Origin of the sequence: Cellulophaga fucicola, assembly GCF_900119145.1 — a bacterium.
In the GTDB taxonomy this organism is placed as follows: Bacteria; Bacteroidota; Bacteroidia; order Flavobacteriales; family Flavobacteriaceae; genus Cellulophaga; species Cellulophaga fucicola.
In genome coordinates this window covers 310,243-327,271 of sequence record NZ_FPIY01000002.1, presented here as the reverse complement: position 1 = coordinate 327,271, position 17,029 = coordinate 310,243, and the positions used below count along the sequence as shown (strand labels likewise).

The 17,029-nt window shown below is 31.2% G+C and carries 11 protein-coding genes; 9 read left to right on the top strand and 2 right to left on the bottom strand.

What is annotated here, in order from left to right:
- Positions 1-71 precede the first annotated feature (71 nt).
- The 7 genes from BT107_RS07765 (at position 72) to BT107_RS07745 (ending at position 5,495) form a co-directional block, all read left to right on the top strand.
- Positions 72-1,184: an adenylate kinase gene (locus BT107_RS07765; RefSeq protein ID WP_072303222.1), complete on the top strand. Its 1,113-nt coding sequence runs from the start codon at positions 72-74 to the stop codon at positions 1,182-1,184.
- Between the two features lie 38 nt (positions 1,185-1,222).
- The gene (obgE, locus tag BT107_RS07760) at positions 1,223-2,224 is read left to right on the top strand and encodes a GTPase ObgE (protein WP_072303221.1); all 1,002 of its coding nucleotides are present in this window, start codon (positions 1,223-1,225) and stop codon (positions 2,222-2,224) included.
- 115 nt (positions 2,225-2,339) lie between these two features.
- Positions 2,340-2,867 carry a DUF4136 domain-containing protein gene (locus BT107_RS07755; protein WP_072303220.1) on the top strand — a complete coding sequence of 176 codons (528 nt, stop codon included), beginning with the start codon at positions 2,340-2,342 and terminating at the stop codon, positions 2,865-2,867.
- A gap of 185 nt (positions 2,868-3,052) precedes the next feature.
- On the top strand, positions 3,053-3,190 hold the full coding sequence (locus tag BT107_RS17520; RefSeq protein ID WP_170854719.1) for a hypothetical protein: 138 nt from the start codon (positions 3,053-3,055) through the stop codon (positions 3,188-3,190).
- A gap of 187 nt (positions 3,191-3,377) precedes the next feature.
- Entirely contained in the window at positions 3,378-3,512 is a 135-nt protein-coding gene (locus BT107_RS17730; protein WP_280173624.1) for a hypothetical protein, read from the top strand.
- 148 nt (positions 3,513-3,660) lie between these two features.
- The gene (locus BT107_RS07750; RefSeq protein WP_072303219.1) at positions 3,661-4,749 is read left to right on the top strand and encodes a sensor histidine kinase; all 1,089 of its coding nucleotides are present in this window, start codon (positions 3,661-3,663) and stop codon (positions 4,747-4,749) included.
- Entirely contained in the window at positions 4,746-5,495 is a 750-nt protein-coding gene (locus tag BT107_RS07745) for a LytR/AlgR family response regulator transcription factor (protein ID WP_072303218.1), read from the top strand. The genes BT107_RS07750 and BT107_RS07745 overlap by 4 nt, the downstream gene beginning before the upstream one ends.
- 171 nt (positions 5,496-5,666) lie before the next feature.
- On the opposite strand, the gene cls is transcribed toward BT107_RS07745, so the two are convergent.
- Both cls and BT107_RS07735 read right to left on the bottom strand, forming a co-directional pair.
- Positions 5,667-7,124 (bottom strand): cardiolipin synthase, encoded by a 1,458-nt coding sequence (gene cls, locus BT107_RS07740; protein WP_072303217.1) that lies wholly within the window; start codon positions 7,122-7,124, stop codon positions 5,667-5,669.
- 49 nt (positions 7,125-7,173) lie between these two features.
- Positions 7,174-13,224 carry an alpha-2-macroglobulin family protein gene (locus BT107_RS07735; RefSeq protein WP_072303216.1) on the bottom strand — a complete coding sequence of 2,017 codons (6,051 nt, stop codon included), beginning with the start codon at positions 13,222-13,224 and terminating at the stop codon, positions 7,174-7,176.
- 252 nt (positions 13,225-13,476) lie between these two features.
- On the opposite strand from BT107_RS07735, the gene BT107_RS07730 reads away from it, so the two are divergent.
- Positions 13,477-14,835, top strand: a complete 1,359-nt coding sequence (locus tag BT107_RS07730) for a UDP-N-acetylmuramate--L-alanine ligase (RefSeq protein WP_072303215.1) — start codon at positions 13,477-13,479, stop codon at positions 14,833-14,835.
- A 70-nt stretch (positions 14,836-14,905) separates the two neighbouring features.
- Positions 14,906-17,011 carry a hypothetical protein gene (locus tag BT107_RS07725; RefSeq protein WP_139254296.1) on the top strand — a complete coding sequence of 702 codons (2,106 nt, stop codon included), beginning with the start codon at positions 14,906-14,908 and terminating at the stop codon, positions 17,009-17,011.
- The last annotated feature ends 18 nt before the right edge of the window (positions 17,012-17,029 follow it).

Genomic DNA, 17,029 nt, shown 5'->3' with positions numbered 1-17,029 from the left:
AACTGCTCTTGTATATCCTAAAAAGAGAAATCAAAATGGTATATTTGCGCTTTTAATAAAAGAACGTTCAATTGATTAAGCTACACGACAAATATTTTAGGCCTTATTTAACCGAGCAAGAGATTTTAGCTGCGGTTAAAAAAGTTGCAGACCAAATTGCCGAGGACTATAAAGATGAGACTCCGGTTTTTATTGGTGTGCTTAATGGTTCATTTATGTTTGTTGCAGATTTGTTAAAAGCATACGAGCACAATTGCGAAGTTTCTTTTGTTAGATTAAGTTCTTACAGCGGATTATCTTCTACAGGCATTGTAGAGACACTAATAGATGTGTCTGATGCATCTATAGAAGGTAGAAGTGTTATTATAATAGAAGATGTTATAGATACTGGCCGCACGCTAAAACAATTGGTACACATGTTTAGCAATAGCAATGTAAAGGACTTTAAAATAGCAACTTTATTTTACAAGCCATCTGTATACAGTGGTGAGTATAATATAGATTATGTAGGCATAGAAATTCCAAATAAATTTATTGTAGGTTACGGACTAGATTATAATGAACTAGGGCGTAATTTAAAAGAAGTGTATCAACTAAACCAAAATAATATGATAAATCTTGTACTATTCGGGAAACCGGGAGCTGGCAAGGGCACACAGGCAAATTTTTTAAAAGAACAGTACAATTTAAAACATATTTCTACAGGAGATGTGTTTCGTTTCAATATAAAAAACGGTACAGAATTAGGAGTGTTAGCAAAGTCTTTTATAGATAAAGGAGAGCTAGTCCCGGATGAAGTAACTATAAATATGTTAAAGGAAGAAGTAGAGAAAAATCCAGATGCAAGTGGATTTATTTTTGATGGATTCCCAAGAACAACAGCACAGGCAGAAGCATTGGATAATTTTCTATCTACAAAAGATATGAAGATTGATGCAACAATTGCTTTAGATGCTAATGATGAGGTTTTAATTCAGCGTTTATTAGAAAGAGGAAAAGTTAGCGGTAGATCTGATGACCAAGACGAAAGCAAAATTCGTAACAGGTTTGATGAGTACAACCAAAAAACAGCTCCACTACAAGCTTATTACGATAAACAAGGAAAGTTCCATACTGTAAACGGTATTGGAGAAATAAAAGATATTACAACTAGATTAAGTAAAGTAATAGATACTTTAAAATAATCTAAAATTTAATTATATTAATACCATAACCCAAGACAATGACCGAAGGTAATTTTGTAGACTATGTAAAGATGACGGTTTCTTCTGGTAACGGAGGTAAAGGTTCTGTGCATTTGCATAGAGAAAAGTACATTACTAAAGGAGGGCCAGATGGTGGTGATGGTGGTCGTGGAGGACATATAATTTTACGAGGTAATAAAAATTTATGGACACTTCTAAACTATAAAGTACAAAGACACTTTAAAGCTGGTCACGGAGAACACGGTAGTAAAGGACGTAGTTCTGGAGCAGACGGGCAAGATGTGTACATGGAAGTGCCGTTAGGTACAGTTGTTAGAGATACAGAAACTAACGAAATTGTATTAGAGGTTACAGAACATGGAGAAGAAGTAATACTTGTAAAGGGTGGTTTAGGAGGCCGTGGTAACTGGCACTTTAAAACGAGTACCAACCAAACTCCTAGATATGCGCAGCCAGGTAAAATTGGTGAAGAAATGCAAATAACACTTGAGTTAAAAGTGTTAGCAGATGTAGGTTTAGTTGGTTTTCCTAATGCAGGAAAATCTACATTACTTTCTGTATTAACATCTGCAAAACCTAAAATTGCAGATTACGAGTTTACTACGCTTAAACCAAACTTGGGAATTGTAGAATATCGCGATTTTCAGAGTTTTGTAATGGCAGATATTCCAGGTATTATAGAAGGTGCTGCAGAGGGTAAAGGCTTAGGTCATTACTTTTTAAGACATATAGAGCGTAATGCTACATTGTTATTCTTAATACCGGCAGATAGTGATGATATTGGAAAAGAATACAGAATATTACTAGATGAACTTAAAAGATATAATCCAGAACTAATAGATAAAGAACGTTTTGTGGTTATATCTAAGAGTGATATGCTAGATGATGAGCTTATTGCAGAAATGAGTGTACTACTAGATAAAGATTTAGATGGTGCTACTTATATGTTTATCTCATCTGTTGCACAACAAGGTTTACAAGAATTAAAAGATAAGCTGTGGCAGCAATTAAACAATTAAATTGTTTAATTGTAGGGTCTTACTATTTCTTTTTATAACTTTAAAAGCCTTATTCAGAACTATATAATAGTATAGTCTTTGTTTTAAAGGTTTTATAAAATTAAAAAATATACAGATGAAAAGCTACGTATCTATACTTGTAATTCTATTTTTAGTTTCTTGTAATACTGTACGTGTAAATTATGACTACGATAAGGAGTTAGATTTTACCGCATATACTACATATGGTTTTTACACAGAATTAGAAACTGGTTTAAACGACCTAGATACAAAGCGCTTATTAAACGCAATAGAGTCTGTAATGCGTAATAAGGGTTTTAAAATGGCTGAAGAGCCAGAAATATACATTAATATTACTACACAAGTTTATAAAGGCGCACCAGGAAATTCTGTAGGTGTTGGTTTAGGTGGCGGAGGCAACAACATTGGTGGAGGCTTATCTGTAGGCTTACCAATTGGTGGAGCAAAACTAGAACGCGAAATTACATTCGATTTTATAGATGTGCAGAGAGATGTACTAGTATGGCAAGCAGTTAGTGTAAGTGGTTATAAAGAAAACCAAACTCCAGATGCAAAGGAGTTAAAACTACAGCAAATAGTAGAAAAAGCATTAAGCAAATACCCTCCTAAAATAAAAGAATAATTAGTTTTTCTGCTACAAACTAGTTAGTTACGTATCCTAAATACGGCTGTTTCAATTCATTTCTTCAAAATTACCGTTCACTATTCTTAAATTACCGTTTGTCATAAAACGAATTTTTTAAGAGATAATGCGCTGTACATTTACATCATAATCAAACAATTATTAACAACTTAAATTCTTGTATTATGAAAAATAAAATAGCAATTATCAAAAGAGCAGAAAAAATTAAAGCAGTATTAATTTGTGGTATGTTAGCAATAGCACCTATTTATAATGTAGGGTACAAACTAGGAGGAGCTATAATGCAACTATTTGTATCGTAAAACTTAATATGAGAGCGTATTACCGTTTAGGTTTTAAATACTACCGCTCGTCATAAATTACCTAAAAAGAGCTTAAAACTATTTTATTTTTGAATCATCAATCAAAAGACAAATCATCAATCAATCAACAACAGTTCAATTATAAATAGTTCATCAATCAAAATCATCAATTTTAAAACTAACGGTTATGCAGAAACAAACAACTCAAACTCAAAAAGTAAATGCAATTTCTTACAGTATTACAATTGCTTGTTTAGCGCTTGCATTGCTTTTTGCACTAGGGTATATCTTTGGAAAACTTCTGTACTACTTAGGGTTTTAATAAAATAAATAATCAACCATCAACTTAAAAAAAACACATTATGATACTACTAGCAGAATTATTGATTATCGTAATTTTAAACATTATCGCTTAAGCATAAGTATAAAAAGCTTTTATTAGCGTATTAATGTATTAGAATAAAAATTAAATGAAACTTATAAATAACTGGAAATATTGGGTCTTTGCTTTAATTGGCTGGTTGGTTTTAATACTATCTACACTAACTTTTGACAAAGTCTCTTACGGAGTAGAAGTGGCAAATGAGAGTAAATACTATGGTTATATAGGTTACTTGGTAGCAGAAGGAATTGCATGTGGCTTATTAGCATATGCAATGTCTTTTATACTTTTATACTATATAGAAAAACATATAGCATTTGGTAATCTTAAAAAACGAAATGTTGTTGCTTTAGTATTGCTATTTATTTCAGTACAAATTTTGTACTCTGTAATTTTATGGCCGATGCTTAATATAGTACAGGGATTTACAGACTTTTCGCCAACAGCAAGACTTATAGATCGTATGAGTATGTTTATGCGTATAGCCAACATACCGTATTTCTCTGCAATGTTTGTAATATGGCTATTTATAGTATTAGTTATAAAAGCTTATGATTACAATAAAAATATAACGCTTAAACAATTTAAGTTAGAGGGTAGTTTAAAGGAATCGCAATTAAACTCTTTAAAGGGGCAAATTAACCCTCATTTTATGTTTAATAGTTTAAATAATATTAGAGGTTTAATGTTAGAAGATGTTAGTAAATCTAGAGATATGCTAACAAAACTATCTGAGATGCTACGGTATTCTCTTATTAAAAATGATGTAAACTCTATTGCCTTAGAAGAAGAATTAGATATGGTAGAGAATTACATTGCATTGTCTAAAATTCAGTTTGAAGATAGATTAGAATTTGTAAAAGAAGTAGATCCTAATTCACTTTCTGTATCTATACCTCCAATGATAATACAATTATTGGTTGAAAATGCAGCAAAGCACGGAATTGCAAATTTAATAAAGGGAGGAACAATTACTTTAATTACAAATAGAACCGAAGATTATTTACATATTATAGTAAGGAATACAGGAAAATTAAAAATAGTAAAAGGCTCTACGCAATTAGGTCTTAAAAATATAAAACAGCGACTACGGTTGTTATACGGGAACTTGGCAGAGTTTTCTTTAGGTGAAATTGAAGATGAGGTAGTAGCAAATATTAAAATACCAATGGTATGAGTATGATTAAAGCAGTTATAGTTGAAGATTCTAGATTAGCTAGAAATGAGCTAAAAGAATTGATAAAAAATCACGGCGATATAGAAATTGTTGGTGAAGCAGAGAATGTAGATGAAGGTTATAGGTTAATAAATGAAACGCAACCAGATCTTTTATTTTTGGATATTAATATGCCAGAAAAAGATGGATTTGAACTTCTTGAAATGTTAGATAAAGTGCCAATTACAGTATTTACTACTGCTTTTGATGAGTACGCAATTAAGTCTTTTGAGTACAATGCATTAGATTATATTTTAAAGCCAATAAATGGCAAGCGTTTTGCAAAAGCTATAGAAAAGGTAAAAGCACAATTAGAAGGTGCTACATCTACTAGTAGTGAGGTAAATGAAACTATTGAAGCTAAAGAAAAACTAACAGAGAGTAGCCAGATTTTTATAAAGGACGGCGATAAGTGTTGGTTGGTAAAAATAGGAGATATCTCTCTTTTTGAAATCGTTGGTAACTATACACGCGTTTATTTTAAGGGTGAGAAACCAATGCTATACAAGTCTTTAAATCAAGTTGAAGAAAAACTGCCAGATCACAACTTTTTTAGAGTAAACAGACAACAAATTATAAATGTGAACTATATTTCTAACGTTGTACCGTGGTTTAATGGTAAACTTAAATTAACGATGAATACTGGTGAAGAAGTAGAGGTGTCTAGAAGACAATCTTATATTTTTAAAGATAAGATGAGTATCTAAAAAGATGCTAAAAAGTAATGATTAATTTTATAAAGAAATCACTACTTTTTATACATCCTTGCATTTACTTATAAATTAGACTTATGTATATTATTTTACAATAATATTAGATGTTATCTAATTATTGAGATAATCAAAATAATTTAAGGAGAATAGCTTAAAAAGGAATTATTATAGCATAGGAGACAATAGTTTGGCTATTTTATCTATAAGTTTAATATACCAAGGTCTATCTATCCAAGATTGTTTGTCAATTTTTTCAGCATCTTTTAAGTCGTTATAAAATACTTCGCTTAATTCTTTTGCAATTTCTTCATCGTAAACAATTGCGTTTACTTCAAAATTAAGTTCATAACTTCTTGTGTCCATATTTGCAGTGCCAACAATAGCAATTTTTTTATCTGTTACTATTGTCTTAGCGTGTACAAAACCTTTTTTATATCTGTAAATTTCTACTCCTGCATTTAATATTTCTCTATAATAAGCTCTAGATGCTGCGTTGGTTAACATTGTATCTGACTCATATGGTACAAGTAGTTTTACGTTTAAACCACTCATAGCAGCTATATTTAATGCATCTAACATACTTTCTCCCGGAATAAAATAAGGGGTAGTTATTAAGATTTCTTCTTTAGCTAGGTAAATAGCCTGTAGAATAGAGTATAAAATAGTTGGTGATTTAGAGTCTGGACCACTAGCTGCTATTTGCACTAATTTATTATCTGTATGTGTAAAAGAGTCAAAAGAAGCATACATATCTTTTTGTAGCAGTAAATTTTGTTCAGAACAAGAATTCCAATCAGATAAGAAAAGGTACTGCAAGTATGTAATAGCAGGACCTTCAATTCTTAAGTGAGTATCTCTCCAGTATACTTTGTCTGGCGTGTTTTCTTTATTTATATAGTTGTCACTAACGTTAATTCCGCCTACAAAACCAATTTTACCATCTATAACAATAATTTTTCTGTGGTTACGGTAGTTTAACCTGTTTGCAAAGGCTATTAATTTTATTTTATAAAAAGGAACAGCTTCAATGCCAGCTTCTCTTAGTCTATTACTAAGCGTTTTTCTAATTTCAGAGCTTCCGTAATCATCATAAATAAATCTAATTTTAACGCCTTCTTTAGCTTTTTTAAGAAGTAGTTTTTCTATGGTGTTGCCAATTTCATCATCCCTAAAAATATAATATTCTATATGTATGTGGTGTTTGGCATTTTCAATAGCTTTAAGAACTTCAGGAAATTTTTTCTCTCCATTAAGGAGTAGTTCAACTTTGTTATTATTTGTAAGCGGACTAGTAGTATCTTTTAGCAATAGGTTTACCAATTCGGCCCTACTTTGCACAGGTTCGTTACCATTGGCTAATATTTCTCTAGAGTGTGCTATAATCTCTTTTTGTAATGTCTCTTTTTGCTTAGTGTCTAAAAGCGATTTGTTAGCATACATTTTATGTTTTCGGTAATTTATACCAAAAGAAAAATAGACAATAATACCTATAAAAGGCAAAAACACTGCCGCCAATAAGTAAGCCAGTGTTTTTGTTGTGCCTCTAGTGTCATAAATTATACGCATACACGTAAAAGTTAGCAACGGTAGGTATATTATTTGTGATAGTAAAATCCAGTTCATAGCAGTGGTATATCTTGTTAAGATAAGTAATAGATTTGTTTAAATATTATTATTTATCAATAGAAACACGTACACCTTCACTATGGCTACTAAATTCTGGTGCATACATACTTTGTATTGTTGTTATTCCATTACTAAAATTACCCGCGTTGTTAACTCTTAAGTCGTACTCGAACACAAAAACACCTTTTGGTAAATAATCAAAAAAGAAGTTTGTGCTGGCATCTTTAGTACTCTCATAATAGCCTAAACCATCTTGCCATTTGTATCTAGATATTACATTAAGAGGTTCCAAACCAGAAGCACGCATATCTTTCATATGTACAAATTCCATAGCTCTGTCTGCTTTTAATTCTATACGTACTTTAACCAAGTCTCCTACAACCAATTTGGTGCTTTCTGTAATTTCAGAAATTTGTTCACCGGTACTAGTATTCTTTTTTAAGAATAACTTTTTAGAAAGTTTAAGCGGAGTTTTTGCAGATGTTATTTTATCTAAATCTTCAAAATATTGCCAGTATAAAGCACCCCAAGCTATACCATTTCCTTTTTTGGTAATTTGTACATCGGCCATATCAGACTCTATTTCTGTTCCGTTCCAAGATGTTTTGTAATATCCTGTACCGGCTTCTACTTTAACGTTTTCTAATTTACTAGGATCTATTTGCTTATTGCCAACTAGAACTTCTACAGCATCTGTAACAGAAAGCCAATCGCTACCTTGTAATAACAATGCGTAAACTGCCTCTGTTGTAGCTTTTGTAGTTTTCCATTGGTTGGTTTGCTTGTTTTTAAGTAACCAAATTTTAAGGTTGTCTATTGTTTCAGTATCGTTTTCAATCTCTGAAAAAGCTTCAATTAATAAAGACTGAGTTTCTATAGGCGCTTGGTACCAATACCAAGAGTTTGTATTTTCTTTCCAGTACATTCCTAATTCATCAGAAGTAATACTATTCTGTTTTAAAGATTTTAAAATCTTTTTGGCAGTAGCATCTTCATCTATTCTAAATAAGTAAAGCGCCAATAAACCTTTACTATACAAGCTACGTTTTGTCCAATACTTTTTAGACTGTCCTTTATAGTACTCTATAATCTCTTGCGTTTTTTTAGAAATTTTTACATCTAAATAAAAACTACGCATATACAAGTAGTGCATTTGAGTATAACTTAAGTGGTCATGACTTAAATTTTTACTGTGTTTTTTCATATACTCGTACTCACTTATAAATTCTTTATCTAAGTAAGAAATTGCTTTTTCAATCATTTTGGCAACATCTTTATCATTTTTTTTAAGAGCATTTAGTTTTCCTAAATGTCCAAAGCCAGTAATAATATGCTGTGTAATGTATCTGTTTTCTTTTCCTCCTTTAAACCAAGCCCAGCCACCTTTGTTTGTTTGGCTGTTTTGTAATTTACGGATAACATTATCTTGTTCACTTTTCATCTTATTTAAGTTAAAAAGTAATGCTATGCGTTTTTTCTGCTCAGTTTCTGACTGTGCATCTCTTAACCAAGGTGTTTCTTGTATTAAGATCGATTTTAATTCTTGATTCTTTTCTAAATTACTTAGTAACGCATCTGAATTTGCCCATTGTTTAAATACTTCTTGTATTCTAGGGTTGCTATTTGCAATATGGCTAGCCAATGTATTTGCATAATATCTAGAAAATAACTGCTCATTACACTCGTGCGGATACTCCATTAAATATGGTAATGCTTGTACGGCATACCAAGCAGGATTAGATGTAATTTCTAAACTAAGCTTATGGTTTGTTAAGGTTTTAGATGTATTATTTTTTAATTTATCTAAACTGAATTTTTTAGTTTGATTGCTTCTTACCCACATTGGTAATGTTTCTGTAACCAACATTCTGTTTGTAAGTACAGGAAGCAAGTTTTGCTCGCCATCACTAAATTTACCCGCTTTAGCTATAACAGTGTATTGTACTGCCTGAAGGTTTTTAGGAATCTCTAATGTCCAAGAAACCTGCGTGTTTCCTTTAGCATCTACAGAAAATTTATGTTCTAAATCACCTGTGATAAGATCTGTGGCAATATCTTTTCCTGTAACAGCATCTTTAAGCTGTAGTTCTGCAGCACCAGTTAAACTTTTCTCTGTAATGTTTGCAATTTTAGTGCTAAAAATTAGCTGATCCCCTTCTCGTAAAAAACGAGGTGCATTGGGTATAACCATTAACTCTTTTTGAGTAACGGTTTGTAAGTAGCTACTTCCGCTTTCTAGGTTTTTAGTATGTGCTAATAATTGTAAGTTCCATTTAGTTAATGCTTCTGGAGTATTAAAACTAAAAGATACATTACCGTCTTTATCTGTTTTTAAGTCAGGAAAAAAGAAAGCTGTTTCTTGCAAGTTTTTTCTAATCTTAACTTCTTCTTTTTCTTTTTTAGGAGGGGCAGGAGGTGTGCTATCTTTTTTAGACTCTACTGGGCTGCTCATATCATCATCTGAAGCAATTTCTTCTACGACAACAATTTCTTCATCCATTTCTATACTGTCATCTAAATCTCCAGATTCTTCTTTCATACTCATAGACATTGGAGAAGAAGAGCTTTTAGCAAGAGATCTACGATTGTAGTAAGAGTTGCCAATTCTTAAATTGTACCAGTTAAAACTATCGTATCCTTGACCTTTGTAATAATAAGTGTAATCTTCATCAATAATAACTCTATAAGATTCATTATAAAAACCTCTATAGCCGTTACTACGAACACTAGAGTAGTGGTGATTCTGATAAATAGGACTAAAGTACCAACTGTGACTTCTAAATTCATCCAAAGAGGCATCGTACATACTAGCTAAAACTTCAGCAGCAACTTTTTCTCCTTTAGGTCCTTTAATTTTAAACTCCCAAGTCTCGTCTGTTCCCGGTTCTATTTTATTTCTAAAGGTTAGAGTTTCTATTTGTAAACTAGTACTTGGGTATGGCACATTAATTTGCTTACTTCCAAAAACAAAAGAGTTGTAAGCAGTAAAAGAGTAACTAATAGCAAACCCACCTAAATCTTCTTTAGTAACAGGTATAGTTATGGTTTTAGCGCTATTGTTAAGTGTTATTAATTTAGTATCTACTATTTTATTGCCTTTCTCTATAAACAATGTAATATTTAGGGGAGCTGCAGCAGAAAGTAGTTTTACTTGTACTTTGTCACCAATCTTATAAGAATTTTTGTCTATTTGTATATCAAAAAGTTCTTTGTCTGCGGTAGTGTTATCAGCTGGACTAAATAAGCTAGTAATAGCTTTATCTGTTACTTTTAAGCCAAATTTATCTTCGGTTTCTAGTTCTATAATGTATTTACCAGATGTCCATTTTTTTATAGATGGTAACTCAATTAAATTGGATTTTTCTGTATCAAAAGTACCACTCCAGACTAATTCTCCTTTATTCCAGTCTCTAGGAGATAAGTCTTTGTATGTTTCGTGAGGAAAATTTGTATTAAAAGTGTCCTCATCTATTTTGTAATCTGGTTCGCTCCAAGGACGACTACGCTTTGTGTTTTTAGGAGCAACCAATTTGTACATTTTTAAAAAGCCTTTAGCTGCCGAGAATTGACCATTAAGATTATATGTATTAACATATAATACGCTATCTTTTTTACTTTTATTAATTGTAGAAGCAACATTAATAGAGGCGCTTAAACTATGGTAACCAACACTTACTACAGTTTTAGTACTTTTTGTTTCTCCATTAATATCTGTTACATCAGCAGAAATTTCATAATTAAAAACAGGTAAGTTTTCCTTTTTAGCACTATTGTCTGGTTGTGCTTTAAACGTTATCTTGTAATTACCATTTGCATCGGTTTTTGTTTCGCCTTGTGTAATTTCTTGTGCTTTGTCATCATAAGCCCATCTCCAATAATACCAATTAGGGTATCTAACCAATCTTTTTACTGTGTATACAACTTTAGCGTCGCTAATAGTACTACCAGCAAATGCTGTTGCTGTACCGTTAACCGTAACCATATCGTTAACCTTATATGTTTCTGTAACAGGTTTAAAAGTTGTTGTAAATTTTGGACGCTTATATTCTTCTACAGAGAAATAAATAGTATTATTTATGTTGTGAGTAGTAGAGATAGCTTCTATAGTAAAGTTACCAGTTAAGCCATTGCTGGGCAGTATAAATTCTCCGTTAAAAGAACCATATTCGTTAGTGGTTAGCTCTAGTGTTTTTACAGCTTCATAATTTACATTTTTTAATGTAACTGTTATTTTGGCATTTTCTAAAACAGATGATTTATTATTTTGCTGATTTAATGTAATACCTTTAAAGTATACAGGTTGTCCTGGTCTGTAAATACTACGATCTGCAAATAAGAATGCAACATTGTTATCCCTGTTGTTATTTCTATTATTTTTCTGGTAAACATTGTAAGTACCAAAAGAAGCATAATCATCTTTATGACTAATATTAGCTTTAATATTGTACCACCTATCTTTTATTTTTGGTAGTTTAATTATACCTAAACTATTAGATGTAAATGTTACTTTTTTTTCTTTATCGTTATAATTAGGGTTGTAGGTTAGTTTTACCGTTGCATTAGATACTGGTTTACCGTTTGCTCTATTTACAACCTGAAAAAAGTCTTCGTTGGCAGTTTGTGTATCTATTAGAGTTAAGTTGGTAACTTGTATGGTGTTGTATGCAAATGATTTTGTAAGCTTTGTTGGCTCTGCAAGTATTAATAGCTGTCCAACATTAAAATTAGGTGTAATTAGTTCTGTAGAATGTTGTTGGTAATCTTTTTCATTCTTTAATTTAGATTTCCAAGTTTTTATAGATTTAAGCTTTTTAATAAAGGCAAACTTTTTCTCTTCAGGATATAATTCGTCTAATTGACTAAGTTCTTTAGTAGAGATTTTATAAGCTGTAAAGTTTAATTCTTCAATATTTTTATAGGTAACAAGTATTTTAGATGGCTTATTAATTTCTATATAACTTTCTGCAATAATATTAAGTGTGCTTCTTTGGATACTCGTTTTTAAATCTTTACACATTAAAGCACCTCTGCTTTCAGGAAATTTAGATACTACGGCATCGCATATTTTTATGGCTTCAGTTTTTTTCCATTGATTTTCTTGGGTTTCTCCTTTAGGATTGTATGTATCTCCTATTGCGCTATAAAACCTAGCGATATTGTAATTGTAAATTCCAGAGACAGCATCGTTTTTATAAACATCTGACATCTTTTTTAGAGTAGTTAAAAAATGTTCCTCTTTTTTAGAAAAAACAGCATTGCCATAAACAAAATTTAATCTTTCTAAATCTACTTCTATAAAGGCCTCAGGAGATTTATCATTCTTATGAAATTGTAATAAAGACTGGTAAATTTTTAAAGCTTTAGATTGCAAAGATGTTTTGTCTGTATCACTAATTGGTAAGTCTATAAAATCTGTACCTGTACATAACATATTGGTGTCGTCTATCTCAAACTTTTCAGATGGTCTAGTAATACCATTTTCGTCAGATTTATAAAATTCTAATGCAGTCTGTGCAAGAACATCAAATAGGGTAGGTCTGTATGTTTCAGAATTTTTTTGTTGATGTATTATAGCATCAAACTCAGAAATTTTTACTTTTTGTAATTCTTCCTTATTTTTAAGAGAAGCTGTAAAATGTATATCTATTTCGTGAAACAGTGTCGTTAAATCCCAAGTTCTAAAATCTACACTATCAACCTTAGATTCTGTATTTGTTCTGTTGTAAAACTGGTATCTATTTTGGTTGTAATATTGCCAATATAAGTTGGCTAAATAACTTTCTAGAACATTTTTAGTTGGTGTGTTACTTTTAGCAATTTCATCTTTAAAATCATTTATTATAGATAATACAGCATCTTCTTTTAAGGTCAATGCATACTTAGAAATATATAAGAGAGATTTAATAGTTTGCGGAGAGTTATTTTCTTTTTTTGCTTTAGCGGCAATTGCTTGTGCTGTTTCTAACGCAGATTTAGTCATAGAAGAATTCTCGTGCTTTGTTACGGTCTTCCAAAGCATCTCGTAACTGTTGTTTTCTTGTGCCATTGCTAGTTGTGCGAATAAGATTAGAACTAAAGTAGAGGTTAATTTTCTCATTATCTGTCTGTTATATGTCTGCTGTTAAAAATCTAAATTTGCGTTAAATGTAGTAACAAAAATGGGGTTTACTAAGCACCCATGCAATTAAGAATGCGTTAACTTACCTTTTGAGTGAGTAAAGTCCTCTATATGAAACAAAAGTAATACCATTTTTATGTTTATATATGACTGTTTTCCGTGTAATTGTCTTGTGGGTTTATTTTTTTTTAACCTATTTGTATTGTTATCTTTACAGCAATAATTTTACGTATGAAAATTCATTTTATCGCCATTGGCGGAAGCGCAATGCACAATTTGGCACTAGCCTTAGAACATAAAGGATATAAAATAACAGGTAGTGATGATGTTATTTTTGAACCATCTAAAGGTAGGTTGGCTGCAAAAGGATTATTACCAGAATCTTTTGGTTGGTTTACAGATAAGATAACGGCAGATTTAGATGCGGTTATTTTAGGTATGCACGCAAAGCCAGACAACCCAGAATTGTTAAAAGCACAAGAATTAGGAGTAACTATATATTCTTATCCTGAGTTTTTATACGAGCAAAGTAAAAATAAAACTAGAGTTGTTATTGGCGGTAGTCACGGTAAAACAACAATTACTTCTATGATATTACACGTGCTTAATTACCACGGTAAAGAAGTAGATTTTATGGTAGGTGCACAGTTAGATGGTTTTGATAGAATGGTGCATTTAACAGAAGAAAATGACTTTATTATTTTAGAGGGCGATGAGTATTTGTCTTCTCCAATAGACAGAAGACCTAAGTTTCATTTATACAAACCAAATATTGCTTTGTTAAGTGGTATTGCTTGGGACCATATAAATGTTTTTCCTACGTTTGAAAATTATGTTGAGCAATTTAAAATATTTGTAGATAGCATTGTTAAAGGAGGTAGTATTACATATAATAGTGAAGACCCAGAAGTTGTTAAAGTTGTAGAAGCATCTGAAAACCCAATACGTAAGTTAGAGTATAAAACACCAGAATATACAATAGAGGATGGTGAAACGTTATTAGAGACACCAGAAGGGCCAATGCCAATAGAGGTTTTTGGTAAGCACAACTTAAGTAATTTGGCAGGAGCCAAATGGATTTGCCAAAATATAGGTATAGATGAAGATGATTTCTACGAAGCAATTGGTACTTTTAAAGGAGCTTCTAAAAGATTAGAAAAAATTGCACAAGGTAAAACTAGTGTGGCATACAAAGATTTTGCACACTCGCCAAGCAAAGTAGCAGCTACTACAAAAGCAGTAAAAGAACAGTACACTTCTAGAAAAGTAATTGCTTGTTTAGAGTTGCATACTTACAGCAGTCTAAACGCAGAATTTTTAAAAGAATACAGTGGGGCTTTGGATGCAGCAGATGAAGCTGTTGTTTTTTATTCTCCAGACGCCGTAAAAATTAAACAACTAGATGAAGTAACAGAAGAGCAAATAGCTAATGCTTTTAATAGATCTAATCTTAAGATTTATACCAACCCTGTTGCTTTTAAAGAGTATTTATTTAAATCAGATTTTAACAATTCTGTTTTGTTATTAATGAGTTCTGGTAATTATGGAGGTCTAGACTTTAATGAACTTAAAGAAGTTGTAGAAAGGTAATTTTTTAATTTTTAAGTAAATACATCATAAAGTTTAGATATTTTCGTTTAAAAAGTATCTAAACTTATATATGTACATTTCCCCTGTAAATCTTTTAGGATTATCTCTAGACGAACTTATGAACTTGGATAGCCGAGGAATTATAAGGCTAGAGAAAACACTAAAAATACAAAGACTACGATCTGGTGCTAATGCTTATAATCCAGAACAGGTAAGCAGCATAGTAAAACAGCTATCTAGCCAAGAACAAAAAAAGTCTGTTTACTTTATAGAAAAGCATAAATATTTAAAAGAGTTTATTACTACTGGTAAAGATAGCGGTGAAAAAACATTTATTATAGATGCAGTTATCTTGGCAGATACACCAAACATAAAAGAGTTTCTAGAGCCTTATTTTGAAGCTTATTTTATGAGAATGGTTAAAGCAGATTTTGCTTTAAAAAAGTACGATACCATTATAAAAGCTATGTCTCATAAAGAGCTCTTTACAGACAACCTTTTAACTACATATTACCGCTACATAAAGTCACAAGCAGATATAATTACAGAAAAAGTATCTATATCAGAAAATGGTGAGTTAATAATGAAGTGCCCTGAGGTAGCCTATAAAACCTATATTTATTTATTAAATACAGTTTCTTTAGGGGTTATTTCTAAGTCAAAGATGGACTATGTTAGTGCTATGATAGATTACTATAATAGGACTAAAAATCTATATTCAGAATTTTCTGTTGTACAAAGAGCTTTTCGTAATTTTAAATTAATAGAAGTAGCTAGTCAAGAAACAAAAGATTTTTATGCTAAAGCAGCAAACCAAGTAGGTAGTCTTCGCTCTAGTTCCGAACAGTCAAGATCCTCAAACCGTGAAATGGATAAAGGCTCTAATTCGTCTTTTTCAGGCTTAAAAATGATAGGGCTTATTATTGGTATTGTGATATTTTTAGTAAGGGTAGGACGTATTTTTACTTCCTCTTCCTCCTCATCGTCTAACTACTCAACATACAGTTCGCCAAATTATAAGTTTCCAACATTAGAGTTTTCTTATGAAGATGATAAAACAGCATTTTATTCAGATTTAATACATAAAGCAGAGGCAGATAGTATTTCAGCAGAAAATAAGGTTATAATTAAATCCGGATTTACACCTTATACAGGTTCTTTTAAAAGTAACAACCCAGTTATAAGCAACGATTTAATAAAGGTTTATAATAAAAGAACTAGACCTTTTATACTCTTTAAGCATTATAACGGTATGGAAGCTGACTTTGCATCTTATAGTAGACCAAACGATACTTTAAATATTCTATATAAAGACTATATTAAAGAATTGGTTTTTTATATGGGTGATGATTTTGTAGGGTCTGAAAGAGTAAAAAGGATTACTTCAGGATCGTCTACAAAGTTGAGTTCTGGCAAAAAGTATTTTAAAGATGTTAATGCAGATGAATTAGTGTTTTTGAAGAATAAATATATAATAGATAGTATAGGATCTGCTCCTAAAATTATTGTTTATGATAATGATATTTCTTTTACAGATGTTTATTACCATATAGAACAACATAAGATTCTAGAGCCAGAAGTAGAGATTGAAGAAGATGTGCCAGAAACTATGATTGAAATAATGTATAGTACAAGTGAAAACGCATACGAACCAAACAGCAGTGTTTGGAGAAAAGATAAAGAACCATTTTTTAAAACCTTATTTAAAGGAACACAGGATATAAGTCTTGATAAATGGAGAGCTGTTACCTTTGAAACTGGAGAAAATCCTTATCCAGATCTGTTTAAAGGTATTTCAAATAGTACGCTAAATGGTTATGAGGTTAAGGTAACTAATAAGAGTGATGAAGATTTATTTTTGTTTACTACTAATTTTGGGCTAGAACGCGACCAGGCAACATATATAAAAAGTGATGATTCTGTGGTTATTAATCTTCATCCTGATGGAGATACACTCTATTTTTACATAGGAACAGATTTTTATAAATACAAAGGATCCTATAATTCAGATGATTTTACTAAGCCAAGAGGGTATTTTAAATCAACATCTAAAACAAGTAAAGAGTATTTTAATAAAGGTTTTTTAATAGAGGATTTGGGTGTAGAACCTCAAATAAATATTAATCTTTTTGGTGTAACCTTTGTAGATATAGAGTATAAAGAAAAGAAAATTTAATAGTATTAATTTTAGCAT

Coding starts and splice junctions, on each gene's coding strand:
- BT107_RS07735 (WP_072303216.1), bottom strand. CDS start 13,224: ATGAGAAAATTAACCTCTACTTTAGTTCTAATCTTATTCGCACAACTA.
- BT107_RS07750 (WP_072303219.1), top strand. CDS start 3,661: ATGAAACTTATAAATAACTGGAAATATTGGGTCTTTGCTTTAATTGGC.
- BT107_RS17730 (WP_280173624.1), top strand. CDS start 3,378: ATGCAGAAACAAACAACTCAAACTCAAAAAGTAAATGCAATTTCTTAC.
- obgE (WP_072303221.1), top strand. CDS start 1,223: ATGACCGAAGGTAATTTTGTAGACTATGTAAAGATGACGGTTTCTTCT.
- cls (WP_072303217.1), bottom strand. CDS start 7,124: ATGAACTGGATTTTACTATCACAAATAATATACCTACCGTTGCTAACT.
- BT107_RS07725 (WP_139254296.1), top strand. CDS start 14,906: ATGTACATTTCCCCTGTAAATCTTTTAGGATTATCTCTAGACGAACTT.
- BT107_RS07730 (WP_072303215.1), top strand. CDS start 13,477: ATGAAAATTCATTTTATCGCCATTGGCGGAAGCGCAATGCACAATTTG.
- BT107_RS07745 (WP_072303218.1), top strand. CDS start 4,746: ATGAGTATGATTAAAGCAGTTATAGTTGAAGATTCTAGATTAGCTAGA.
- BT107_RS07755 (WP_072303220.1), top strand. CDS start 2,340: ATGAAAAGCTACGTATCTATACTTGTAATTCTATTTTTAGTTTCTTGT.
- BT107_RS17520 (WP_170854719.1), top strand. CDS start 3,053: ATGAAAAATAAAATAGCAATTATCAAAAGAGCAGAAAAAATTAAAGCA.